At 67.1% G+C, this 23,111-nt stretch carries 20 protein-coding genes and 1 riboswitch; of the genes, 10 read left to right on the forward strand and 10 right to left on the reverse strand.

All coding sequences use genetic code 11. The features are described from left to right. Positions 1 to 7: 7 nt before the first annotated feature. The 5 genes from ACNH6H_RS02035 to uvrB form a co-directional block, all read right to left on the reverse strand. A complete protein-coding gene (locus tag ACNH6H_RS02035) occupies positions 8 to 1,168 on the reverse strand; it encodes an acyltransferase family protein (protein ID WP_418315191.1) in 1,161 nt (386 codons plus the stop codon). Beyond that, complete coding sequence (locus ACNH6H_RS02040; RefSeq protein ID WP_418315193.1) at positions 1,165 to 2,373, reverse strand: PLP-dependent transferase; 1,209 nt, start codon at positions 2,371 to 2,373, stop codon at positions 1,165 to 1,167. The genes ACNH6H_RS02035 and ACNH6H_RS02040 overlap by 4 nt, the downstream gene beginning before the upstream one ends. A gap of 13 nt (positions 2,374 to 2,386) precedes the next feature. After that, entirely contained in the window at positions 2,387 to 3,787 is a 1,401-nt protein-coding gene (gene rimO / locus ACNH6H_RS02045; protein ID WP_418315195.1) for a 30S ribosomal protein S12 methylthiotransferase RimO, read from the reverse strand. Positions 3,788 to 4,389: 602 nt separating this feature from the next. Further along, the gene (gene phaR / locus ACNH6H_RS02050; RefSeq protein ID WP_418315197.1) at positions 4,390 to 4,977 is read right to left on the reverse strand and encodes a polyhydroxyalkanoate synthesis repressor PhaR; all 588 of its coding nucleotides are present in this window, start codon (positions 4,975 to 4,977) and stop codon (positions 4,390 to 4,392) included. Positions 4,978 to 5,123: 146 nt separating this feature from the next. Then, positions 5,124 to 7,298, reverse strand: a complete 2,175-nt coding sequence (gene uvrB / locus ACNH6H_RS02055; RefSeq protein WP_418315198.1) for an excinuclease ABC subunit UvrB — start codon at positions 7,296 to 7,298, stop codon at positions 5,124 to 5,126. Positions 7,299 to 7,438: 140 nt separating this feature from the next. Here uvrB and ACNH6H_RS02060 point away from each other — a divergent pair, with 140 nt between their 5' ends. The 6 genes from ACNH6H_RS02060 (at position 7,439) to ACNH6H_RS02085 (ending at position 14,875) form a co-directional block, all read left to right on the forward strand. Next, on the forward strand, positions 7,439 to 8,635 hold the full coding sequence (locus tag ACNH6H_RS02060) for an amino acid aminotransferase (RefSeq protein ID WP_418315200.1): 1,197 nt from the start codon (positions 7,439 to 7,441) through the stop codon (positions 8,633 to 8,635). A 189-nt stretch (positions 8,636 to 8,824) separates the two neighbouring features. Further along, positions 8,825 to 10,240, forward strand: a complete 1,416-nt coding sequence (locus ACNH6H_RS02065; RefSeq protein WP_418315202.1) for a polyhydroxyalkanoate depolymerase — start codon at positions 8,825 to 8,827, stop codon at positions 10,238 to 10,240. A gap of 10 nt (positions 10,241 to 10,250) precedes the next feature. After that, on the forward strand, positions 10,251 to 10,910 hold the full coding sequence (locus ACNH6H_RS02070) for an RnfABCDGE type electron transport complex subunit B (RefSeq protein WP_418315204.1): 660 nt from the start codon (positions 10,251 to 10,253) through the stop codon (positions 10,908 to 10,910). A gap of 43 nt (positions 10,911 to 10,953) precedes the next feature. Next, entirely contained in the window at positions 10,954 to 11,655 is a 702-nt protein-coding gene (nth, locus tag ACNH6H_RS02075) for an endonuclease III (protein ID WP_418315205.1), read from the forward strand. Positions 11,656 to 11,726: 71 nt separating this feature from the next. After that, positions 11,727 to 12,881: a hypothetical protein gene (locus ACNH6H_RS02080; protein ID WP_418315207.1), complete on the forward strand. Its 1,155-nt coding sequence runs from the start codon at positions 11,727 to 11,729 to the stop codon at positions 12,879 to 12,881. Positions 12,882 to 12,961: 80 nt separating this feature from the next. Then, positions 12,962 to 14,875 (forward strand): B12-binding domain-containing radical SAM protein, encoded by a 1,914-nt coding sequence (locus tag ACNH6H_RS02085; RefSeq protein WP_418315208.1) that lies wholly within the window; start codon positions 12,962 to 12,964, stop codon positions 14,873 to 14,875. A 5-nt stretch (positions 14,876 to 14,880) separates the two neighbouring features. Here the strand turns inward: ACNH6H_RS02085 and ACNH6H_RS02090 are convergent, their stop codons facing one another. From ACNH6H_RS02090 to ACNH6H_RS02105, 4 genes are read right to left on the reverse strand one after another with little or no spacing between them, the layout of a single operon-like run. Then, positions 14,881 to 15,663: an ABC transporter ATP-binding protein gene (locus ACNH6H_RS02090; protein ID WP_418315210.1), complete on the reverse strand. Its 783-nt coding sequence runs from the start codon at positions 15,661 to 15,663 to the stop codon at positions 14,881 to 14,883. Then, positions 15,660 to 16,649: a FecCD family ABC transporter permease gene (locus ACNH6H_RS02095; RefSeq protein ID WP_418315211.1), complete on the reverse strand. Its 990-nt coding sequence runs from the start codon at positions 16,647 to 16,649 to the stop codon at positions 15,660 to 15,662. Before ACNH6H_RS02095 ends, ACNH6H_RS02090 begins: the two co-directional genes overlap by 4 nt. Positions 16,650 to 16,677: 28 nt before the next feature. Continuing rightward, positions 16,678 to 17,601, reverse strand: coding sequence for an ABC transporter substrate-binding protein (locus ACNH6H_RS02100; protein WP_418315213.1), 924 nt, complete (start codon positions 17,599 to 17,601; stop codon positions 16,678 to 16,680). Positions 17,602 to 17,603: 2 nt separating this feature from the next. After that, entirely contained in the window at positions 17,604 to 19,505 is a 1,902-nt protein-coding gene (locus ACNH6H_RS02105) for a TonB-dependent receptor domain-containing protein (RefSeq protein ID WP_418315215.1), read from the reverse strand. A gap of 63 nt (positions 19,506 to 19,568) precedes the next feature. Next, positions 19,569 to 19,810: riboswitch (cobalamin riboswitch) on the reverse strand. Positions 19,811 to 19,915: 105 nt separating this feature from the next. Here ACNH6H_RS02105 and ACNH6H_RS02110 point away from each other — a divergent pair. The 4 genes from ACNH6H_RS02110 (at position 19,916) to ACNH6H_RS02125 (ending at position 22,032) form a co-directional block, all read left to right on the forward strand. Next, positions 19,916 to 20,173, forward strand: a complete 258-nt coding sequence (locus tag ACNH6H_RS02110) for a DUF904 domain-containing protein (protein ID WP_418315216.1) — start codon at positions 19,916 to 19,918, stop codon at positions 20,171 to 20,173. After that, positions 20,170 to 20,484, forward strand: a complete 315-nt coding sequence (locus tag ACNH6H_RS02115; protein WP_418315218.1) for a cell division protein ZapA — start codon at positions 20,170 to 20,172, stop codon at positions 20,482 to 20,484. The genes ACNH6H_RS02110 and ACNH6H_RS02115 overlap by 4 nt, the downstream gene beginning before the upstream one ends. A 271-nt stretch (positions 20,485 to 20,755) precedes the next feature. Further along, positions 20,756 to 21,244: an EVE domain-containing protein gene (locus tag ACNH6H_RS02120; RefSeq protein ID WP_418315220.1), complete on the forward strand. Its 489-nt coding sequence runs from the start codon at positions 20,756 to 20,758 to the stop codon at positions 21,242 to 21,244. Further along, complete coding sequence (locus tag ACNH6H_RS02125; RefSeq protein WP_418315222.1) at positions 21,217 to 22,032, forward strand: sulfite exporter TauE/SafE family protein; 816 nt, start codon at positions 21,217 to 21,219, stop codon at positions 22,030 to 22,032. Before ACNH6H_RS02120 ends, ACNH6H_RS02125 begins: the two co-directional genes overlap by 28 nt. Before the next feature lie 10 nt (positions 22,033 to 22,042). Here the strand turns inward: ACNH6H_RS02125 and ACNH6H_RS02130 are convergent, their stop codons facing one another. Beyond that, positions 22,043 to 23,023 (reverse strand): diguanylate cyclase, encoded by a 981-nt coding sequence (locus tag ACNH6H_RS02130; RefSeq protein ID WP_418315223.1) that lies wholly within the window; start codon positions 23,021 to 23,023, stop codon positions 22,043 to 22,045. Between the last annotated feature and the right edge of the window lie 88 nt (positions 23,024 to 23,111).

The raw sequence follows: 23,111 nt of genomic DNA on the forward strand, positions 1-23,111 counted from the left end.
GCAGGCGCTACGCCGCCCGTGTCTGCGCCTTTGCCGCTCCGCGCCAGCCGCGATCGATCCGCTGCATCAGCGGCCGTTCGATCCAGCGGAAAAAATACTCGCCGGCAATGACGCTGCAGGCCCAGGCCAGCAGCACGCCGATCACCTGCAGCCAGGGGTCGGTCGCGACGAAGCGTGTGAATGCGGCATTGACGAGCAGCAGCACCGGGAAGTGGACCAGGAACAGCGCATAACTCGACAACGCGAGCCGGCTCGTCAACCGCTCGAATCGCGTCCGGCCAGCACTGGCTGCGCGCTGCGCATCGCGGCCGCCCGATGCTGTCGCGAGCCGGGCCTGCCAGAACCACAATCCGCCAGCGAGCAGCAGCGCCAGCCCGAGCCGGTCGCGCCATTCGACCAGCAGTGCGACGGCAACGAGCGCGACAGCCGACCACCAGGCAAAACCTGCGCCGGTCCCGACGCTGCGCCACGCCAGCAGTACGCCGAGCCCGTAAGCCGCAAAAAAGTACGGCGCAGCCACATCCCAGGCAGGGTCGCGGTTGAAGTGAAAAGCCGAGGCGACGACGAACAAGGCCATCAACCACGGCAGCAAGCGGCCCGGATCGAGCGATGACGCGCCGAACCGACCGCGCAATCCGGCACCGAGCGCAGCCGGCAACGCCAGCAACAGCAGCAGACCGGCATGCAGCTGAAATGCAATCGCGACATACCAGACGCCGGCCGATAACGCATCCTCGCCGACCAGGTCCTGCGCCAGCAGCAGGTGCGCAAGCAGCTGCGTCAGCTGCGGCGCGTCCGGCACCGAATCGTGGACCATCCAGCCGCGTGCGATCTGCGCCGCCGCGATCGCCAGCAACAGCGCAAACACCAATGGCAGCATCAGCCGCAGGTAGCGCTCGAGCAGCCGCAGCAGCAGCTGGCCGGATGCCCAGGCGCTTGCCGCCGGCAGCAAGCGTTGGCCGGCCAGAAAACCGCCGACCACCAGAAAAACCTGCACCGCAAGCCGTGCATGCTGGCTGAACCAGTCGAACAGCGCCGGCATCAACTCGGCCGCATGGTCGGACATCGGCCCGTAAAAGGCCAGGTGGTGCAACACGATCAATTGAGACGCGATGACCTTCAGCGCGTCGATCACCGGCAGCCGGCCGGTGCCCGCAGCGGCTGTCATTCGAGTCGGCTCAATGCCTGCTGCAGATCGGCGACCAGATCATCGGTCGCTTCGAGGCCGACTGAGAAGCGAACCAGACCGGCGGCCGGCGCAGCGGCAGCGCGCACCGTGCGCTCGCCGTAGGGCATGACCAAGCTGACCGGGCCAGCCCATGAATAACCGATCTTGAACAAGTCCAATGCGTCGACGAAGGCATCGATCTGTGCCACCGAATAACGCGCGTCGAAGATCACTGAAAACAGGCCGGCCGCGCTGCCGTCATCGCCGCACAACGAGCGCCAGTGTTCGTGGCCGGGCGAACCCGGCAGCGCCGGGTGCAGCACCTGCGCAATCTGAGGCTGCTGCGCCAGCCAGCGCGCCAGCACGCGCGCACTGCGGTCATGTTCCGCATAACGCAGCGCCAGGCTCGGCAGCGAGCGCAGCAAGAATTCGACATCGTTGGCGCCGACACCCCAGCCCATGTGCCGGCGGCAGGTTTTCAGCCGCAGGTGCAGCGCGTCGTCACGGGTCGTCACCGATCCCATCAGGATGTCACCGCCGCCCGACGGGTATTTGGTCAACGCATGGACGCTGATATCGACACCACGCGGCTGACCGGCGTCATCGCGGTCGATCGCAAACGGATTGAACGCAATGCCCGCGCCCCAGGTGTTGTCGAGCACGCTGATCGCCTGGTGCCGGCGACAGACCTCGAGCAGCGCCGGCAAGTCCGGAAACTCCATCGTCACCGAACCAGCAGCCTCGAGCCAGACGACGCGGTTTGTCGAATCGCTTGCGGACTCGAGGGCAGCCTCGAGCGAAGCCGCATCCTGCGAGTCGTAAAACGCATGGTAGATGCCCCATCGCGCCAGCTCGTGTTTCGCAAGCTCCTTGCCTGGCCCGTAGGCGTTGTGCGGCAGCAGCACCGTGTCGCCGCTGGCCAGCAGCGCCATGTCGACCAGATTGATCGCGGCCAATCCGCTCGGCACCAGCAGGCAGTTCAAGCCGCCCTCGAGTGCGGCAATCCGCTCCTGCAGTGCATAGGTCGTCGGCGTGCCGTGCAGGCCATAGGTATAGGCCGAGCGGCCGCGCCAGTCGGTGGTGTGCAACGCGTTCGTATCGGCGAAGATCACCGTCGATGCCTTGTGCACCGCGGTCGGCACCGCGGCAAAACCATCCGGGGCCCGATACGGATGGTGGATCAGGCCGGTTGTCTTCGAGTCCATCAGTGTGCTGTGTTCAAACCACGTGGGCGATCAGGTCGTGGCCCTGCGTCGCGACGATGCGCGCGCGGGCAAATTCGCCGACCTTCAGGATCTTCGATGCCTTTTCCGGTGGCTGCAGCCGCACGACGCCATCGATCTCCGGCGCATCGGCATAACTGCGGCCGGTTGCGCCCTTGCGGCCGAGCGCCGGCGCATGGTCGATCAGCACCTGCATCGTCGCGCCGATGCGTTCGCGCAGCTTGTCGGCCGAGACCTGCTCGGCAACCGCCATGAATTCGGCGCGCCGCTGCTCGCGCAGCTCGGCCGGCACCGCATCGGGCAGATCGTTCGCGCTCGCGCCATCGACCGGGGAATAGGCAAAGCAGCCTGCCCTGTCGATGCGCGCCTCGCGGACGAAATCGAGCAGGTGGCCGAATTCCTCGTCGGTTTCACCGGGAAAACCGGCGATGAAGGTGCTGCGGATAACGATCTCGGGGCAGATCTCGCGCCAGCGCTGCAGCCGCTCGAGGTTCTTCTCGCCACTGGCCGGGCGCTTCATCCTGCGCAGCACCGCCGGATGCGAATGCTGCAGCGGCACGTCCAGATACGGCAGCACCAACCCTTCGGCCATCAGCGGCAGGATCTCGTCGACGTGCGGGTACGGATAGACATAGTGCAGGCGAACCCAGGCACCGTAGCGGGCGGCGATTTCGCCGAGCTTGGCGCACAGGTCGAGCATCCGCGTCTTCACCGGCTTGCCGTCCCAGAAACCGGTGCGGTATCTGATGTCGACACCGTAGGCGCTGGTGTCCTGGCTGATCACCAGCAGTTCCTTGACGCCCGATTCGAACAGACGGTGGGCCTCGCCGAGCACGTCGCCGATCGGCCGCGAGACCAGGTCGCCACGCATGCTCGGGATGATGCAGAAGGTGCAGCGGTGGTTGCAGCCTTCGCTGATCTTCAGGTAGGCATAGTGGCGCGGCGTCAGCTTGATGCCCTGCGCCGGCACCAGATCGACAAACGGGTCGTGCGGCTTCGGCACATGCAGGTGCACCGCATCCATCACCTCATTGGTCGCGTGCGGGCCGGTGACGGCGAGCACGCTCGGGTGCATCTTGCGCACCAGATTGTCGCCACCGTCGCCGCCCTTCGCACCGAGGCATCCGGTGACGATGACCTTGCCGTTTTCGGCCAGCGCCTCGCCGATCGTGTCGAGGCTCTCCTTGACCGCCTCGTCGATGAAGCCGCAGGTATTGACGATCACCATGTCGGCGCCGGCAAAGGTCTGCGAGGTCTCGTAGCCTTCGGCGCGCAGTTGGGTCAGGATCAGTTCGGAATCGGTCAGCGCCTTCGGACAACCGAGCGAGACGAAGCCGATCTTCGGCGCCGATGCGGCCTTCGGGGCGGCAACGGCGCCTTGCATTTGTTCATTCATCGCCGGATTTTCCCCGATCCGCGGAAACGGGGCTACGGCCGGGGCTTGTATGAAGGGCTGCACCCCTGGCTGCAGCCCCGTTCAGGTTTGCGGATGATGCGCGGGGACGAGGCCGCCAGGCAGCCATCTGGCTGCGTGCCCGAAGCCGGAGGCTCCGGGCGCTCACCAGGCACAAACAGTCCTCAGGACTGTTTGTGTCCGGGCTCTCTCCCCCGCCGTCGGCCTGACGGCCGCTGGCTCCTCCTCTACCTCCGCCAAACGGCCGCCCAACGCCCTCGTCTGGCCTCACCGAGTGATTCGCCGCAGGGGCACCTTCGTCACAGCGCGGCAGGCGGTTCCCGGGCGGGGCGATTTATGCGGCGGCGAGAAGCGGAGGTTCAGGGTCGGCGAGCGCAGCGAGCATCAACAAACATGCTCGCGGCGGTTGTCCGAGCGCAGTGAGCGCAGCGAACGTAGCGAGTTCCGCCGCGCGACCCTGGACCGAGCATCGCAGCGCAGTCCGAGCGTCAGCGAGGACCGCCGCATCATGAGCCACGACCGGGCGCCGCCTGCCGCGCCCGCTCGATCTAGTCATGTCGAGCCTGTTCTACAACAGCAATACTTCACCGCTTCGGCGGCGGCTTCAGCCCCGGAAAAAGCGCGCCGGCCTGGGTCATCTGCTCCTGCATCTTCTCGAACACCTGTTTCGACTGCTCGATATAGTCGCCCATCAGGTTGTTGACGACCGGTGCCTGGCCGGTCAGGAACTTGGTCCACAGCTCCGGCGACATCACCTTCGGGTCGTACAACCCCTTCGACTGCTCGGCAAACCGCGCCTGGACTTCGGCAAAGGCCTGCAGATTCTTCTCGAGGTAGGGGCCCATCAGGCCCTGCATCGCATTGCCGTAGAAGCGGATGATCTCGGCCAGCGCAGTGGTCGAGAACATCGGCACGCCGCCGGTTTCCTCCTCGAGGATGATCTGCAGCAGGATGCTGCGCGTCAGATCCTCACCGGTCTTCGCATCGCGAACGACAAAATCCTGCGCATCGAGCACCATCTTCTTGACGTCGGCCAGCGTGATGTAGCTGCTGGCCTCGGTGTCGTAGAGGCGCCGGTTCGGGTATTTCTTGAGCAAGCGCTGACCTGGTGCTGCCGGCGACTCGGTGTCTGCATTCGCTGCCGCGGCCGCGGCGCGACGGGACTGAACCATCAAAAAACTCCTAGGACCAGGTGAAAAGCCGCCGGGCAGGACCCGGGCGGAATGTGCAGGTGCACAAAAAACATTCTAGAAGCGTGCCGGACAGTCACCGGAAGGGTTTACCCCCTGCCGGAATCGCGGCTCGCAAAGGCCACGAATCAGCCGGTCAGCGGCACGACGTTGTCGCTGCCGGGTGCGCCGAAGGCCTGCTCGCGCAACAGCGCCAACTGGTCGCGCGTGCGCGCGGCCTTCTCGAATTCAAGGTTTTTCGCAAACTCGAACATCTGCTTCTCGAGCTGCTTGATCCGGCGTGCGAGGTCTTTTTCGCTCAGCGCACCGACCTCGGCGACATCGTGCATCACCTTGCCGTCGTCCTTGCCGGGCTTGTCGCCGTAGACGCCGTCGATCAGTTCCTTGATCCGCTTGCTGATGCTGCGCGGCGTGATGCCCTGTGCGAGGTTGTGCTCGAGCTGGCGGGCGCGCCGGCGTTCCGTTTCGTCGATCGCGCGGCGCATCGAATCGGTGATGTTGTCGGCATACAGGATCGCCCTGCCATTCAGGTTGCGTGCGGCTCGCCCGATCGTCTGGATCAGGCTGCGTTCGCTGCGCAGAAAACCCTCCTTGTCGGCATCGAGGATCGCGACCAGCGACACCTCGGGGATGTCCAGCCCCTCGCGCAGCAGGTTGATGCCGACCAGCACATCGAAACTGCCCAGCCTCAGGTCGCGCAGGATCTCGACCCGCTCGACGGTATCGACATCGCTGTGCAGATACCGCACCTTGACGCCGTTGTCGGCCAGGTAGTCGGTCAGCTGCTCGGCCATCCGCTTGGTCAGCGTCGTGATCAGCACCCGCTCGTTTTTCTCGACGCGGTCGCGGATCTCCTGCAGCACATCGTCGACCTGCGTGCTTGCCGGGCGCACCTCGATGTTCGGGTCGACCAGACCGGTCGGCCGCACCAGCTGCTCGACGACCTGGCCGGCATGTTCCTGCTCGTAGGCCGCTGGCGTCGCCGAAACGAACACGACCTGCCGCATCTTGGTCTCGAACTCGTCGAACTTGAGCGGCCGGTTGTCGAGTGCGCTCGGCAACCGGAAGCCGTATTCGACCAGCGTCGTCTTGCGCGCGCGGTCGCCGTTGTACATGCCGCCGAGCTGGCCGATCAGCACGTGGCTTTCGTCGAGGAACATCAGCGCATCGGGCGGCAGATAGTCGACCAGCGTCGACGGCGGCTCGCCCGGCGCCGCGCCCGACAGGTGCCGGGTGTAGTTCTCGATGCCCTTGCAGTGGCCGATCTCCTGCATCATTTCCAGGTCGAAGCGGGTGCGCTGCTCGAGGCGCTGCGCTTCGACCAGCTTGCCCATGCCGACCAGTTCGGCAAGCCTCACGCGCAGTTCTTCCTTGATCGTCTCGATCGCCGACACCACGCGGTCGCGCGGCGTCACGTAGTGGCTCGACGGATAAACCGTGAAGCGCGGAATCTTCTGCCGGATCCTGCCGGTCAGCGGGTCGAACAGCTGCAGGCTCTCGATCTCGTCGTCGAACAATTCGATGCGGATCGCCAGTTCGGAGTGCTCGGCCGGGAAGATGTCGATCACGTCGCCGCGCACGCGGAAGGTACCGCGCGCAAAATCCATCTCGTTGCGCTGGTACTGCATGCGGATCAGCTGCGCGATGACGTCGCGCTGGCCCATCTTGTCGCCGGTGCGAACCGTCATCACCATCCGGTGGTAGTCGTGCGGGTTGCCGATGCCGTAGATCGCACTGACGGTCGCGACGATCACGACGTCGCGCCGCTCGAGCAGGCTCTTCGTCGCCGACAGCCGCATCTGCTCGATGTGCTCGTTGATCGAGCTGTCCTTCTCGATGAACAGGTCGCGCTGCGGCACATAGGCCTCAGGCTGGTAGTAGTCGTAGTAGCTGACGAAATATTCGACCGCGTTCTTCGGGAAGAACTCGCGGAATTCGCTGTACAGCTGCGCGGCCAGCGTCTTGTTCGGCGCGAACACGATCGCCGGCCGGCCCTGGCGCGCAATCACGTTGGCCATCGTGAAGGTTTTGCCCGATCCGGTGACGCCGAGCAGCGTCTGGAAACTCAGGCCGTCGTTGATCCCCTCGACCAGCCCGGCGATCGCGGTCGGCTGGTCACCGGCCGGCGGATACGGCTGGAAGAGCTGGAATGGCGAATCGGGAAAACTGACGAACTCGCCCTTCGCGAAGCCGTCGGCGCCAATCGAGGCAGCCGATTCGACCGCTTCTGCCGCCCCGGCACGTCCCGCATCGATCGCGGTGACGGATGCGGCAACGGGCGAAAGGCGAACGGGCTTGCTCATGACAGATAAAATCCCCGGGTAAACACCCGACCAGGCACGGCCGGGCAACCGCAAAGAGTAGCCGAATTCGTCTGGCGGCGCCCCCGAGACCGGGCATCGCCTTCACCAAGATACCCTTTTCTCCCACCAAGGACAGCTCCATGGCCTCGCTTTTTGCCGCCGTCGAAATGGCTCCCCGTGACCCGATCCTGGGTCTGACCGAACAGTTCAATGCCGATCCGAACCCGGCCAAGGTCAATCTCGGCATCGGCGTCTATACCGACGAAAACGGCAAGCTGCCGCTGCTGCGATGCGTCGCCGAGGCCGAGCGGCAACTGCAGCAGGCGCCGAAACCGCGTGGCTATCTGCCGATGGACGGCATCGCGGCCTATGACAAGGCGGTGCAGGCGCTGGTCTTCGGCGCCGACAGCGCCATCGTCAAGGCCGGCCGCGTCGCGACGGTGCAGGCGCTCGGCGGCACCGGCGGGCTGAAGGTCGGTGCCGACTTCCTGCGCCACCTGAACCCCGCGGCCAAGGTGCTGATCAGCAACCCGAGCTGGGAAAACCACCGCGGTCTGTTCAGCGAGGCCGGCTTCGAGGTCTCGACCTATCCCTACTACGACGCCGAGCGGCGCGGCATCGATGTCGACGGCATGTTGTCGGCGCTCGACAACGCTGCGCCCGGCACGATCGTCGTGCTGCACGCCTGCTGCCACAACCCGACCGGATACGACCTGTCACCGGCCCAGTGGCAACAGGTCGTCGACAAGGTCAAGGCGCGCCAGCTGGTCGCCTTCCTCGACATGGCCTACCAGGGCTTCGGCGAAGGGCTGAGCGAAGACGGCGCCGTCGTCGGGCAGTTTGTCGACGCCGGCATCGACTTCTTCGTCTCGACCTCGTTCTCGAAGAGTTTTTCGCTGTACGGCGAACGTGTCGGCGCGCTCAGCGTCGTCTGCGCCGACAAGGATGAAGCAGCCCGCGTGCTGAGCCAGCTGAAGATCGTCATCCGCACCAACTATTCGAACCCGCCGACGCACGGCGCGCAAGTTGTCGCGACGGTGCTCGGGACACCCGAACTGCGTGCGATGTGGGAGGAAGAACTCGGCCAGATGCGTTCGCGGATCAAGCAGATGCGCGGCCTGATGGTCGACAAGCTCGCTGCCGCCGGGGTCCAGGACATGGGCTACATCAAGCAGCAGCGAGGCATGTTCAGCTATTCCGGGCTGAGCAAGGAGCAGATGCAGCGGCTGCGTCAGGAATTCGGGGTTTATGGGCTCGATTCGGGCCGCATCTGCCTTGCCGCGGTGAACCAGAACAACATCGACGCGGTGGCCAAGGCGATTGCGGCCGTCAGCTGACGGAACCGAATCCCGAGCGAAGCGCACCAAGAGGTGCGCTTTTCGTGACACCGCCGACGCGTCGATCGTGCGAGCATCGGCGTGGCCAGCGCATGTGCAGCTGTCGGGATGGACAATTTTGCTGCAGTGCAGCATAATTGCAGACTGATGATTGCCGGTTCTGCCGCCCGATCAAGAACAGGAGTATTCATGCTTTATCAGTGGTACGAGACCCAGCGCGCTTTGTTGAGCCCGTTCGCCGAATTTGCCAGCGCAACGGCAAAGCTCTACAGCAACAAGCTGTCTCCGTTCGCCACGCTGCCCGGTTCGCCGCGCATTTCGGCCGGTTTCGACCTGCTGAACCGCCTGGCGAAGGAGTACGAGAAGCCTGAATTCAATATCCATTCGGTGCGTGTTGCCGATACCGATGTCGCGGTGCAGGAGCGCGTCGCACTCGAGAAGCCGTTCTGCCGGCTGCTGCGTTTCAAGCGCTTCACCGATGACGTCACGGCGCTCGAGACGATGAAGTCGCAGCCGACCGTGCTGCTTGTCGCGCCGTTGTCCGGCCACCACTCGACGCTGCTGCGCGAAACGGTCCGCGCGATGCTGTCGGGCCACAAGGTCTTCATCACCGACTGGACCGACGCCCGGATGGTGCCGGTCGACGCCGGCCCGTTCCACCTCGACGACTACGTGCACTATGTGCAGGAGTTCATCCGCCACATCGGCCCGGATGTCCACGTGATCTCGGTCTGTCAGCCGACCGTCCCGGTGCTGGCAGCGATTTCGCTGATGGCCAGCGCCGGCGAACGCACGCCGCGCACGATGACGATGATGGGCGGCCCGATCGATGCCCGGCTGTGCCCGACCGCGGTCAACAACCTGGCGATGAACAAGAGCCACGAGTGGTTCGAGAACAACGTGATCTACCGCGTCTCGGTCAACTACCCGGGCGCCGGCCGTCGCGTCTACCCGGGCTTTCTGCAACATACCGGCTTCATCTCGATGAACCCGGACCGGCACCTGAAATCGCACTACGACTATTTCCTCGACCTCGTGCGCGGCGATGACAGCAGCGTCGAGTTCCACCGCGACTTCTACGACGAATACAACGCGGTCCTCGACATGCCGGCCGAGTATTACCTCGACACGATCAAGACGGTGTTCCAGGAATTTGCGCTGGTCAATGGCACCTGGAAGGTCGGTGGCCAGCTGGTCCGTCCGCAGGACATCAAGGACAGCGCGCTGCTGACGATCGAAGGCGAACTCGACGACATCTCGGGCGCAGGACAGACCCGCGCAGCACACGGCCTGTGCACCGGCATTCCGAAGGAACGCCAGTTCCACTACGACGTCGAGGGCGCCGGTCACTACGGCATCTTCTCAGGCCGCCGCTGGCGCGAAAAGGTTTATCCGGAAGTCGCGAAATTCATCGCCCGCTACGAGCCGGGGCAGCAAGCCGCACAGGCCGGCTCGGTCGCGAAGCTGTCGGATGCAACACCTGCAAAAAACAAGCCGCAGCCGATTGAACTCGACCAGCCGGTGGCGCCGCGCGCCGCGGCCGCGCGCCGCGACAGCAGCGTCGCGCGGACCCGGGCGGCGCGCAAGCCGCGTCGCGGCGGCTGAAAGCGGTGCCGTGACGGCGGCGCGACCTGCGCTGACCGACGACGCAGTGCGGCGCATCGATGCCGCACTGCCGCAGACCCAGTGCACGCGCTGCGGTGAACCGGATTGCCTTGCCTATGCCAAGGCAATCGTCGACGGTGCGCCGATCAACCGCTGCCCGCCGGGTGGCGAACAAGGCATCGCGCGGCTGGCGGCGCTGACCGGGCGACCGGTCGTCTCGCTCGATCCGGAGTGCGGCAGCGAAGGTCCGCGTACGCTGGCATGGATCGACGAATCCGCCTGCATCGGCTGCACGTTGTGCATCAAGGCCTGCCCGGTCGACTGCATCGTCGGCGCAGCCAAACGCATGCACACGGTGATCGAATCGCTGTGCACCGGCTGCGAACTGTGCCTGCCGGTCTGTCCGGTCGATTGCATCCACCTCGATGTCGCGACACCTGGCCGAAGCGGCTGGGACGCCTGGAGCGATCAGCAGGCACAGCAGTCACGCGAGCGGTACCGGCAGCGCACGGCGCGCATCGAATTCGAGGCCGCCGAGGAATCGCAGCGGCTGGCGGCGAAGGCAGCAGCTCCGGCCGCGCCGACCGATGCCGCGAGCCCGCCCGACGCGATGCGCCAGCAGGCGATTGCGCAGGCCCTGGCGCGCGCGCGCGAGCGCCGTCGGCCGTGAGCCGCCATCGCTGCGGCCACCGACGGCGGCACAATCGGCGCGCATGAAAACCAGCGCAATCGTTCCGTTCTTCGCGACCCTGCACGCCGCCAACCCCCAACCGGCGACCGAACTCGAATATACGAATGTGTTCGAGCTGCTGGCGGCGGTGCTGCTGTCGGCGCAGGCGACCGATGTCGGCGTCAACAAGGCGACCCGGCGCCTGTTCCCGATTGCCAACACGCCGCGCAAGATGCTCGCCCTCGGCCTGCCCGCATTGACCGAGGCATTGCGGACGATCGGCCTGTACCGCAACAAGGCGAAGAACCTGTATCGGACCTGCGAGCTGCTGCTCGAGCGCCATGGTGGCCAGGTGCCGCGCGACCGGGCCGCGCTCGAGGCACTGCCCGGTGTCGGCCGCAAGACCGCCAATGTGGTGCTGAATGTCGCGTTCGGCGAGGCGACGATGGCCGTCGATACCCACATCTTCCGCGTCGCCAACCGGACCGGGCTGGCGCCGGGCAAAAATCCGCTCGAAGTCGAACAGGGCCTGCTGCGCCGGATTCCGGCCGAATTTCTCGTCGATGCCCACCACTGGGTGATCCTGCACGGCCGCTATGTCTGCCAGGCGCGGCGCCCGCTGTGCGACGCCTGCGCGGTTGCGACATGGTGCGATTCGCGGGACCTGTTCCGCGCGACCGGGATTGCCGGCAGCGTCCACGACCGCGACGCAGCGCCGCGCACATCGGTCACCGACGGCGAATGAGGCTGGCGCGGCCACACTGATACCCGCGCGGGCCGGACTTCATCCGGCGGGATTCCGGCCGATATCGCTGGATGTTCCGGCGTAAAGCAAAAGAGACCACTGCGGCTTCGCCGCCACGCAAGGCCGAACTGATCGCGCAGGTCGTGGCCTGGCACAACCGCCACCCGCTTGCGCGGCGCATCGACGCGATGCATGTCAACGGCATCGGCATCGTCGCCTTGCCGTTTGCCGAAGCGGCCGCCGGCAAGCGGCCGAAGCCGCTGTTCAGCGGCGATTTTCTGGCGCCGCTGAAGGCGGCCGCGATCGCCCGGCTGGCCTGGCGCCACGGCAGCCGGCAGCCATCCGGGCACGACGACTGGCCGCGCCGCGACGTCGCCGTCGACGCCGGCCGGGCCGCTGCCGCCATCGATACCCGTTTTGTCAATACCGCAGCGATCGAGATCGGCAGTCGCAGGATTCGGGTGCTGCTCGGCGTCGGCCCGCGCCCGCAGATTCTCGGCCGCCGGGCGCTGAGTGAGCGTCGCATCGTCGGCCTTTTCAGCATCGCTGCGTCGCTGGCCCTCGGCAGCGTGGCCACCGTCAGCTGGTGGCCGCAGCCGGCCGGCGCGCTGGCACAGGCCGCCGTGGCAGGACCGGGCGGCGCGGTGCTGGCTGCGCCAGCGGCACTGCCGGCTGCCGAGCAGGCGGTTGCAGGCGCCGATGCCGCGCCCGCCGAACCGGTCGACGACACAACGACGACAGTGGCAACGGCATCGGCCGATGCCGAACCGCAGGACGCGCCGGCCGAGCCGGAGCCGAACGAGCCGGAAGGACGCAAAACCGGCCAGGAGCCCGCTGAGCACGCGCCTGCGAAACACGCCGCGGCAACGCCCCCGGCCACGATCACCGCAGTCGCCCCGGACACGACCTCGATCGCGGTGCAGCCGCTCGCGCAGGCAGAGCCCCGACGGCCGGCCGCCACACCTGCTGTGCCGGCCGCCAGCGATGACGGCGGCGTCTATGCGCTGGCCACCGCGTCAACCGGCAGCCGGCTGGCGTCCGAGTTGCGTATCGGATTCCTCAATGTGCCGACCGAGCCGGCTGCCGATCGCCCGCATGCCGAACTGGTGCGTGTCGGAGCGCGTTGGCGGGTCGTGATCTGGCCGTTCGGCAGCCGCGGCGCGGCCGAATCGCTGCGCCAGGCACTCGCCGAACGCGGCCTGAAGACCGAACTGATCGCCTTCTGAGCACGCGCCGGCAAGTCCCGCCTGGCGGCGCGGCGCGGGGCTTCACCGACAATCGGCGGTTGATTCCCGTTTCCGCTGCCATGACCCCGCGAGCCCAGCGCGTGTTGTCGGTGATTCCGCCGATGACGCAGCTCAATACCCCTTACCCGTCGACCGCCTACCTGACCGGCTTTTTGCGCTCGCGCGGCTTCGAGGCGGTTCAGGAAGACCTTGCGCTGGCGCTGGTGTTGCGGCTGCTGTCGCGGCAGGGCTTGAGCGAAGTGAAGGCGGCGGTCGAGGCCGCCGACGCCACTGCGCGGACGCCGCAGGTGGACTTTTTCCTCACGCAGTTCGACGCCTACCGCGCGAGCATCGGGCCGGTGATCGCCTTTCTGCAGGGCCGCGATCCGACGCTCGCGCACCGCATCAATACCCGCCAGTTCCTGCCCGAGGGCCGGCGCTTCGAATCGCTCGACGTCTATGTCGACGACGATGGCGGCGACCCGCTGGCCTGGGCCTTCGGCGCTCTGGGTCTGCAGGACCGGGCACGCCATCTGGCGACGCTGTACCTGAACGACCTGGCCGACGTGTTGCGCGATGCGATCGATCCGCGCTTCGAATTTGTCCGGTATGCGGAGTCGCTGGCGCAGAGCCAGGCCAGCTTCGATCCGCTCGCCGATGCGCTGGCGACGCCGCCGAATCTGATCGACCAGACGCTGCATGGATTGACGCTGCAGGCACTGCAGCAGCACCGGCCGGACATCGTGCTGGTATCGGTGCCGTTTCCAGGCGCGGTCTATTCGGCCTTCCGCATCGCGCAGTCGGTGAAGGCGGCCGATCCGACCATCGTCACCGTGCTTGGCGGCGGCTTCGTCAATACCGAACTGCGCGAACTGAATGAGCCGCGGGTCTTCGACTTTTTCGACTTCGTCACGCTCGACGCCGGCGAGCGGCCGCTGCTCGCGCTGCTCGAGCACCTGCGGGGTGGGCGCTCGCGGCAGCGGCTGGTCCGCAGCTTCGCACGCGACGCCGACACGCGGACCGTCCGCTACATCAACATGGTCGAGCCGGACATCGCATTCGCCGAGGTCGGCACGCCGACCTGGGATGGCCTGCCGCTGGAGCGCTATCTGTCGCTGCTCGACATGCTGAATCCGATGAACCGGCTGTGGAGCGACGGGCGCTGGAACAAGCTGACCGTCGCACACGGTTGCTACTGGAAGAAGTGCAGCTTCTGCGACGTCAGCCTCGACTACATCTCGCGTTACGACGCCGCTTCGGCCGAGGTGCTGGCCGACCGCATGCAGGCGATCATCGACGAGACCGGCCAGACCGGCTTCCACTTTGTCGATGAGGCCGCGCCACCGAAATCGCTGAAGGCGCTCGCCGCCGAACTGCAGCGGCGGCAGATGCCGGTGTCATGGTGGGGCAATATCCGCTTCGAGAAATCGTTCACGCCGGAGCTGTGTCAGCAGTTGGCCGACAGCGGCTGCATCGCGATTTCCGGCGGTCTCGAAGTCGCATCGGACCGGCTGCTGAAGCTGATGAAAAAAGGCGTCTCGGTCGAGCAGGTGGCGCGGGTGACAAAAGCCTTTGCCGATGCCGGCATCCTGGTCCATGCCTATCTGATGTACGGCTTTCCGACCCAGACGGTGCAGGACACCGTCGACGCGCTCGAATATGTGCGCCAGCTGTTCGCCAACGGCTGCATCCACAGCGGTTTTTTCCACCGTTTTGCCTGCACCGTGCATTCACCGGTCGGGTTGCACCCCGCTGATTACGGGGTGCAGCTGCAACCGTTGCCACCGGTCAGTTTTGCAAAAAACGATATCGCCTTCATCGACCCGATCGGCGTCGATCACGATGCGCTCGGCAAGGTGCTGAAAAAGGCGCTGTACAACTACATGCACGGCATCGGCCTCGACGACGACGTGCGGCGCTGGTTTCCGTTCAAGGTGCCGCGTCCGACCCTCTCGCGCGGCAGCATCGCACGCGCGTTGCAGCTGGCAGGCTGAGCGATTCAGCGCGCCGCACGCGGCAACGCCAGCCACTGCCCGTCGACCTGCACCAGCTGCAGCCGGTTGTCGAAAACCGCGCGCAGCGCATCGTGGGTCGCCGGATCGCCGGCCGGCCCTTGATGGACCACCGCGCCGCCGGCCATCACGACCAGCCGGTCGGCCTGCAGCGCGATCTGCAGTTCGTGCAGCACGCTGACGACGGTGGCGCCGGCCGCGACTTCGTCCCGCACCAGATCGATCCAGTCGGCCTGGTGTGGTGGATCGAGGTGGCTGAGCGGCTCGTCGAGCAGTAGCACGCCGGCGCCGACCGCCAGTGCGCGCGCCAGCAGCACCCGCTGCCGTTCGCCGCCGGAAAGCGTCGACAGCAGCCGCTCGCGCCATTGCAGGCATTGCGTGCGCCGCATCGCCGATTCGACCGCGGCGAGATCTGCCGGCGACGGCGGCGCCAGCCAGCCGCGGTGCGGCAGCCGGCCGAGCATCACGACCTCGTGGGCGCTCAAGCCGTCCGCCGTACCTTCGTTCTGCCCCATCCACGCCAGCTGGCGCGCGCGTTCGCGGGCGGGCAGCTCGGCCAATGTACGCCGGTGCAGGCGCACGCTGCCGTCGGTGGCCTGCAGGCCGGCCAGCGTCCGCAGCAGCGTCGATTTGCCGGCGCCGTTCGGCCCGACCACCGCGGTCCAGCAGCCGGCTTCGATGGCCAGCCGGATCGGGCCGAGCACGCGAGCCGAGCCGATCCGCACCGCCGGCCAGTCGGCTTCGAGCGCGGATACCGCAGCCGCCGTCACCGCGTGATCCCGATCGGCCGGGTGTGCATCAGCCACAGCAGGTAACCGCCACCGAGCACCGCGGTGATCAGGCCGACCGGCAGTTCCTGCGGTGCGACGACCCAGCGTGCCGCGACATCGGCGGCCAGCAGCAGCACGCCACCGCCGGCGGCCGACAGCAGCAGCAGCCCGCCATGCGAGCCGAAGCCGAGGCTGCGCACCAGATGTGGCGCCACCAGCCCGACGAAGGCGATCAGGCCGGCCTGTGCAACCGCCGCTGCGGTCGCCAGCGCCATCGTTGCAACCAGCAGCGATCGTGCGAGCCCGAGCTGCACACCGAGGCTGCGCGCGGTCGACTCGCCCAGCGCCAGCGCATCGAGCGCGCGCCGCCCGGCCAGCGAACCGAACAGGCAGACGGCCAGCACAGCGAGCATCGTTCCAACACCGCTCCAGCCGATAAAACCGGTCGTGCCCAGCATGAAGGACTGCATCGAGCGCATGATCTGCGGCGTCGCGAGCAGGATCAGCTCCTTCACCGCGCCGAGCACGACGCCGACGACGACGCCGGCGAGCAGCAACCGCAGCCCCTGCTGCATGCCTTTCGCCATCGCCAGCGTCAGCAGCACCGCAGCGAGCGAGCCGATGAAGGCAGCGCCGGTCAAGCCAAACTGGGCCAGCCAGTGGGCCGGAGCCGCACCGACTCCGAACACGGCCAGTGCCACAGCAACTGCGAGCGACGCTCCGGAAGCACTGCCGAGCAGATAGGGATCGGCGAGCGGATTGCGGAACAGCCCCTGCGCAATCGCGCCGCCGAGCCCGAGCAAAGCGCCGGCAGCCCAGGCACCGAGAGAGCGCGGCAGCCGGATCTCCCACAGGATCAGCGCGTTGCCGCCGCCGTCACCGCCAGCCCACGGTGGCGACCAGCCGCTGCTGCCGATGGCGATGCCGAGGCCGATCAGCACGGCGGCGGCCGCCAGCAGCCACAGAAGTGCGCGAGCGGCGCTCACCCGCCGACACCCCCGCCGCCGCGCGACATCATGGGCGCGGCGCCGGCAATGCGGCCACCGGCAGCGGCGAGGCAGCCAGCGCGCGGTTGACACAACGCGCGATCAGCAAGGCCGCGTCCCCGATGCGTGGCCCGGGCCTCGCCAGCACATCGCCATCGGCGGCGTCGAAGCGGCACACCCTGCCCTCGCGCAATGCGCGGATGCGCGCCCAGCCGGGCCGTGTCGCCAGCGAACCGGCCTCATGGGCGGCGATCATGATCAGCGCCGGATCGGCGGCGACGACAAATTCCGGATTGAGTTGCGGATACGGGCCGAGCCGGCCCGGCACGATGTTGCGCAGCCCCAGCCGCGCCATCAGTTCGCCGACAAACGACGACTCGCTGGCGGCAAACGGGCCGCTGCCAACCTCGTAATAGACGTCGAGGCCGCGTGCCGCCGGATCGATCTGCCGCATCGCCTGTTCGATCTTCTGGTCGATGTCGCGCTGCACCGCTTCGGCGGTGGCCGATCCGGTCAGTCGGGCGACCTGCTGGAGAACGCGGTGGAAGTCGGCCTGGCTGCGCGGCTCCAGCGCAACCACCGTGATGCCGAGCGACTCGAGCCGCTCGACGATGCGCGACGACATCGCGAGCAGCACCAGGTCCGGTTTCAGCGCGACGATCTGCTCGACATGGGCATCGTCGAGCCCGCCGAGTTTCGGCAACGTGCGCACCTGCTGCGGATGGTTCGAATGGCGGTCGGTGCCGACCAGCCGCGCGCAGGCGCCGACCGCGCAGACCGTTTCGGTCAGCGACGGCAGCAGTGAGACGATGCGCCGCGGCGGCGCCGGCAACTGGACCAGCACGCCGCGGTCGTCGCGCACGCTGACCGCCGCAGCAGCTGGCTGCGCCGCCGCCCACGCGGGCAGCAGCGCGATCACCCAGGCGACGACAAGGCGACGCGCGGCGGCCATCGTCAAAGCCCGCGGCCCTCGTAACGCAGGCCCAGCCAGGCCTGCCGGCCGAGACCCTGGTAATCACGGACCGGCTGCTGGTCACGGTCGGTGGCATTCAGCAGCTTTGCTTCGAGCTGCCAATGCCTGTCGACTCGCCAGTTGGCGCGCAGGTCGAGGGTGGTTTCGGCGGCCAGCGTCACACCGCCATCCGGACGGGCGCCGATGCCGACCACCGTCGCGCCGAGCGTCCAGCGCGCGTCGGGCCGCCAGCCGGCATCGATGACATGCTGAAAGGCGGCGCGGCGGTTCAGCCGCGTGCCGGTCCGCGCGTCGACGGCATCGAGAAAATCGAGCGCGGCGCGCAGGCTCAGACCGCCCCAGCTTTTGCCAGCCGAAAGATGTGCACCCTGCAGCTGCGCCTCGTTGATATTGCGCGCACAGCCGAAGTTGTAGGCCGCTGCCGGCGGGCAAAGCCGGCGATCGGGCTCATAGGCGATCAGCTTGTCGACCCGGTTGCGGTAGACGGTCAATGCCACATCGGCGTCGCGCCCGCTCCAGCTGATGCCGAACTCGATGCTGCGGCCGCGTTCCGGCTCCACCGTGGCGACACCGAAACCGGGATAAAACAGGTCGTTGAAGGTCGGCGCGCGGAAACTGGTTCCGGCCAGCGCGCGAACTCTGAAACCGGCCAACAGTTCGACGCTGTAACCGAGTCGGCCGGTGCCGACGCCGCCGTAGGCCGAATTGACATCGCGCCGCCAGTCGGCCTGCACGACGTGCGGTCCGAAACGGCCGCTGTAGCCAAGCACGACGGCATCGTTGTCACGCGTCAGCCGCGTCGCGAATGGCGTGCCGTCGACTTTTTCGAGCTGCCGCTCGAGCGCGACCACCAGCTGCTGGCCGGCGGCGATGTCGAATGCATTCTGCCAGCCGAGCTGGTCGCGCCGCGTGAGAAAGCGGTTGATCACCGTGCCGCCGGCGTCGGAATCATCGTCGTGCCGGGCCAGCTTCACGCTGCTCGTCCAGCGCGGCTCGATGCGGCCGCGGTAGTCGAGCGCGACCACGCGCGCACGCAGGCGACTGCGGAAATCGGGGCGGTTGTCCTGCGCAAAAGTCGGCGGATTGAATTCGCTGGCGTCGTATTGCGCGTCGTTGTGACTTTCGGTCACCAGCAGGCCGAGCCGATGGCCGGTCGCCGGCGTCCAGCCGAGCGCGGCGTGGCCGGCACCGCGGCGAAAGCCGTCGCGGTCGGGATTGTGGTTGCCGAACTGGTCGCCCGGCCGCAGCGTCGAGACGCCGTCGCTGCGCTCGTGGGAGGCACCGACCGCATAGTCGAAAGCGCCACTGCGGCCGCTGGCATCGGCCTCGGCCAGCGCCGAACCGTGGCTGCCGGCGGCGAGGTGGGCCGACACCGCGCTGGCCGGCCCGCCACGGCGGGTGAAGATCTGCACGACGCCACCGACCGCATCGGCACCATACAGGCTGGATCCGGGCCCGCGCATCACCTCGATCCGTTCGACCTGCGACAGCGCGATCGATTCGAGCGCGGTCTGGCCGAGCGTGGCCGAGCCGACGCGCACGCCGTCGACCAGCACGACGGTGCTGCTGGCGCCGGCGCCCCTGATCAACACGCTGGCGCTCTGGCCGGGCCCGCCATTGCGCGACAGCTGCACGCCGGCATGCTGGCGCAGCAGTTCTTCGAGCGTGGTCGCGGTGCTGGCGGCGATCTGGGCACTACCGATCAGCACGACATCGGCGCTGACATGGTCGATTGCCTGGGCCTCGCGCGTTGCGGTGACGACAATCGGTTCGAGGCGGGTCTGCGCGTGCAGCCAAGCGGGCGCTGCGGCGATCGAGGCGATCACACACAGCCGGCCCGCGGCCTGCCGGGCGCGAGGCGGATTCGGAGAGAGAGGGGTCATCGGAAACAGGATCAAGGTGCCCGCGACCGCTTCCCCGCAGTCGCCGGCGACAAACGGTCCGACAACGGACCGTCACTTGTTGGCCGGTATCCGGGCTGGCGAAAATCGACCCATGCGACCTTCCCAAGGCGGAGCCTCAGTGGTCGAGGTACATGAGCGGGAGCAGGCATGGCCTTGCTCCGTCCGCTGACCGTTGCGGGGGCAGCGCAGGCTGGACGACGCCCGTGACGAGCGACACCTCCTGCTTCCCGTTTAACTGCGCCGGCAGGAAAGCCGGCGCGAGCACCAAACGCCGGAATGTTAGCAGCCCGCCGGTCGGCGGCGGATCATGCGCTGCTGCCGGGGCGTGGATCCGGCGCCTACAATCGGTGACGCGGCCTCGGCATCGGGGCAGAGCAGAAAAATACCGCATGCCCACACTGGAAGATCTCGCCGAGCGGGTTGAACGGCTGCTGCTTCGCCACAGCGAGTTGCAGCGCACGCACAGCCTGCTCGAGCAGCAGTTGACGGCGCTCGGTCATGAGCGCGACAGCCTGCGCTCGCGGCTGAATGCCGCGCGCAGCCGAATCGATGCACTGCTCGACCGCCTGCCGCAGGAGCTGCCGCCGGCCGATCAAGGCCAAACGGAAAACCGGCAGGCCGACAGCAACAACGAAGAGAAACGATGAAGCAGATGGAAGTGACCATCATGGGACAGAGCTATGTGCTCGGATGTCCGGATGGTGGGGAAGCAGCCTTGCTCGACGCAGTCGACCAGGTCGACCGTGAAATGAGCGCGATCCGCGATGCCGGCAAGGTGAAGGCGCGCGAGCGGATCGCCGTGCTCGCCGCACTGAACCTCGGCTACCAGTTGGCCACCCGCCAGGCACCGCGCAGCGAGCCGGCTCCCCGCGCCGAAGCCGGCGAATCTGCGGTCGATATCGACAACCTCGTGCAGCGTCTCGACAAGGTCCTTGGCGACGACGGCAGATTGTTGTGATTGCCTGCCGGCAATGCGCCGGCACCGTAGAATGATCAGGTTCGTCGCATTCGTGTGGGTTTTATATTTCCTTGAACCGATGCTCTCGCGAGCAAGGGCTTGGAACATCGCTTGGTGGGCGTGATCGTCTCGCGTCAGATGAACCCGAAGCCAAGCTGACCTCGCCCACCTGAACCCTGGGTTCAGGAATGCGGCCCACAGTTTGCGGCGGACACCCTCACGGCCAATTGCAACGGCCTCAGACCTGGATTGCCGCTGCTGCCCTGCCCCGATGCGCCATTGGCTGATGAAAAGCGAGCCGTCCGACTGCTCGATCGACGACCTGCTGCTCGCTCCCGGCCAGACCGTGCCGTGGATCGGCGTGCGCAACTACCAGTCGCGCAATTTCATGCGCGACCAGATGGCGGTCGGCGACGGCGTGTTGTTCTACCACTCGTCGTGTCCACAGCCGGGCATCGCCGGCCTCGCCCGGGTCAGCAGCGCCGCCTACCCGGATGCGAGCCAGTTCGATCCAGCCAGCCACTGGTTCGATCCGAAGTCGAAGCCGGATCAGCCGCGCTGGTGGCATGTTGACGTGATGCTGGTCGCGAAGACGCGGCTGCTGTCGCTCGCCGAAATGCGGACCCGGCCCGAATTGCAGCAGATGCTGGTGCTGCGCCGTGGCAACCGGCTGTCGATCACACCGGTGCAGGCCGACGAATGGGACGCCGTGTTGCGCCTGCTGGAGACGCGATGGCCCTCGGCCTCGAGTGGCAACTGATTCTCGAGCTGCTGCTGCTCGGCTGCGTGACCGGTTTTCTGGCCGGTCTGCTCGGCGTTGGCGGCGGCATGATGATGGTGCCGTTCATCACGCTGCTGTTGACGGCGAAGGACTTCCCGCCCGAGCACGTGATCAAGATGGCGGTCGCCACGTCGCTGGCGACGATCTGCTTCACGTCGATCGCGTCGGTGCGCGCGCAGCATGCCCGCGGCGCGGTGCGCTGGGACATCTTCCGGCTGCTGACACCCGGCATCGTCGTCGGCTCGATGCTCGGCGCGCAGCTTGCCAAGTGGCTGCCGGCGGCGACGCTGGCCTTGCTGTTCGCCGCCTTCGTCGGTTTTTCGGCAACGCAGATGCTGCGCGACATCAAGCCGAAACCGACCCGGCAACTGCCGGGCACACCCGGCATGCTGGCCGCCGGCGCGGTGATCGGCCTGCTTGCGGCACTGGTCGGCGCCGGCGGCGCCTTCGTTTCGGTGCCATTCATGGTTGCCAGCAACGTCGCGATCCACACCGCGGTCGGCACCTCGGCGGCGCTCGGTTTCCCGATTGCGCTGGCCGGCACGATCGGTTATGTCATCGCCGGCTGGTCATTGACAGGGATGCCGGCCGGCACGCTCGGTTTTCTCTACCTGCCGGCGCTGCTCGTCGTCTCGCTGGCCAGCGTCGCGATGGCGCCGGTCGGTGTGCGCACCGCGCACCGCCTGAACGTCAGGCACCTGCGGCGGATGTTCGCGCTGCTGCTGTACGGCCTGGCCGGCTACATGCTGATGAAGGGCCTGGGCTGAACTGCGCCGGTCAGGCCTCGTTGAACGGGATGCGTGCCAGCGCCACCTGGTTGCCGCCGCGCCGCCTTGCATTGGCCAGCGCCGCTTCGGCTGCGCGAACGATCTGTTCGCGCTCGCGGGTCGTGTGCGGATAACTGGCGACGCCGATCGAGATGCTCGATCGCCGCTGATTGCCGGCGCTCGCAGCAGCTTCGTTTGCATATTGCCGGCGCAGCGCCTCGACGCGTGAATGCGCGGTCGCCAGACCGACACCGGACAGGATCATGAAAAACAGGTTCGCCGCGACGCGGAACGAACTGTCCATCGCGCGGATATTGCCGCGCAGCAGGCGATCGACATCCTGCTCGACGCGCTGGCGGGCCGCCTCGTCGTCGGGCCCGGCAGCCGGCTGGTCCGGCCGGTCGATGGCGATCGCGACCAACGCAAATTCGCGCTGCTCGCGGTTCGACAGATCGAGCTCGCGGCGCAGCTGGTCGTCGAACAGCGTGCGGCCGATCGGCGCCGACGGATCGACCGCCGCGGCATTGGCCGACGCGGCCCCGATCAACAGCGCGCCGGGCTGGGTATCGGGCAACGCAGTGTGGTGTTCCCGCCAGATGCTGCACATGATTCCACGCACCGTGGCGTTGCTTTGCGGCAGTGCCAGCCTGCTGACGAAAAACCCGCGTGGCCGGCCGGCGATGTGCAGCGAATGGAAACGGGTCTGCGCGTCGGTCTGGCCGGCAGCGGCGCTTTCGGCTTCGCGCAAGGCATCGCTGTCGGTCTGATCGAGCCAATCGTCGACCCGCCCGCCGAGCATCTCGGCGCGCGGCCGTTCGAACAGGTCGGCCATCACCTGATTGACGAACAGCAGGCGGCCGCTCGCATCCTGCAGGCACAACCCGGCCGGCCACCCGGCGACCAGACAGGCCAGGGCAGTTCCCAGCGTGCCGGGTTGAAGATCAAACCGCCGTTCGATGTCGACGGCGCTGTCACTCTGAGGATGGTCCATCAGTGCCTGGGCTCGGTGGGGCACGGCGTCGCGAGCCGGCGTTCTGGCGGGAAGGCACGGAGCAACGGCAGCGGCGAACCATCTTGGA

This window comes from Pseudideonella sakaiensis (genome assembly GCF_048320135.1).
GTDB lineage: Bacteria > Pseudomonadota > Gammaproteobacteria > Burkholderiales > Burkholderiaceae_C > Ideonella_A > Ideonella_A sakaiensis_A.

Excerpts from the sequence above, each read along its gene's own strand:
- ACNH6H_RS02060 (WP_418315200.1), top strand. The coding sequence starts at position 7,439 with ATGGCCTCGCTTTTTGCCGCCGTCGAAATGGCTCCCCGTGACCCGATC.
- ACNH6H_RS02105 (WP_418315215.1), bottom strand. The coding sequence starts at position 19,505 with ATGACCCCTCTCTCTCCGAATCCGCCTCGCGCCCGGCAGGCCGCGGGC.
- ACNH6H_RS02100 (WP_418315213.1), bottom strand. The coding sequence starts at position 17,601 with ATGGCCGCCGCGCGTCGCCTTGTCGTCGCCTGGGTGATCGCGCTGCTG.
- ACNH6H_RS02130 (WP_418315223.1), bottom strand. The coding sequence starts at position 23,023 with ATGGACCATCCTCAGAGTGACAGCGCCGTCGACATCGAACGGCGGTTT.
- uvrB (WP_418315198.1), bottom strand. The coding sequence starts at position 7,298 with ATGAGCAAGCCCGTTCGCCTTTCGCCCGTTGCCGCATCCGTCACCGCG.
- ACNH6H_RS02120 (WP_418315220.1), top strand. The coding sequence starts at position 20,756 with ATGCGCCATTGGCTGATGAAAAGCGAGCCGTCCGACTGCTCGATCGAC.
- rimO (WP_418315195.1), bottom strand. The coding sequence starts at position 3,787 with ATGAATGAACAAATGCAAGGCGCCGTTGCCGCCCCGAAGGCCGCATCG.
- ACNH6H_RS02110 (WP_418315216.1), top strand. The coding sequence starts at position 19,916 with ATGCCCACACTGGAAGATCTCGCCGAGCGGGTTGAACGGCTGCTGCTT.
- ACNH6H_RS02080 (WP_418315207.1), top strand. The coding sequence starts at position 11,727 with ATGTTCCGGCGTAAAGCAAAAGAGACCACTGCGGCTTCGCCGCCACGC.
- nth (WP_418315205.1), top strand. The coding sequence starts at position 10,954 with ATGAAAACCAGCGCAATCGTTCCGTTCTTCGCGACCCTGCACGCCGCC.
- ACNH6H_RS02125 (WP_418315222.1), top strand. The coding sequence starts at position 21,217 with ATGGCCCTCGGCCTCGAGTGGCAACTGATTCTCGAGCTGCTGCTGCTC.
- ACNH6H_RS02115 (WP_418315218.1), top strand. The coding sequence starts at position 20,170 with ATGAAGCAGATGGAAGTGACCATCATGGGACAGAGCTATGTGCTCGGA.
- ACNH6H_RS02035 (WP_418315191.1), bottom strand. The coding sequence starts at position 1,168 with ATGACAGCCGCTGCGGGCACCGGCCGGCTGCCGGTGATCGACGCGCTG.
- ACNH6H_RS02065 (WP_418315202.1), top strand. The coding sequence starts at position 8,825 with ATGCTTTATCAGTGGTACGAGACCCAGCGCGCTTTGTTGAGCCCGTTC.
- ACNH6H_RS02085 (WP_418315208.1), top strand. The coding sequence starts at position 12,962 with ATGACCCCGCGAGCCCAGCGCGTGTTGTCGGTGATTCCGCCGATGACG.
- ACNH6H_RS02040 (WP_418315193.1), bottom strand. The coding sequence starts at position 2,373 with ATGGACTCGAAGACAACCGGCCTGATCCACCATCCGTATCGGGCCCCG.
- phaR (WP_418315197.1), bottom strand. The coding sequence starts at position 4,977 with ATGGTTCAGTCCCGTCGCGCCGCGGCCGCGGCAGCGAATGCAGACACC.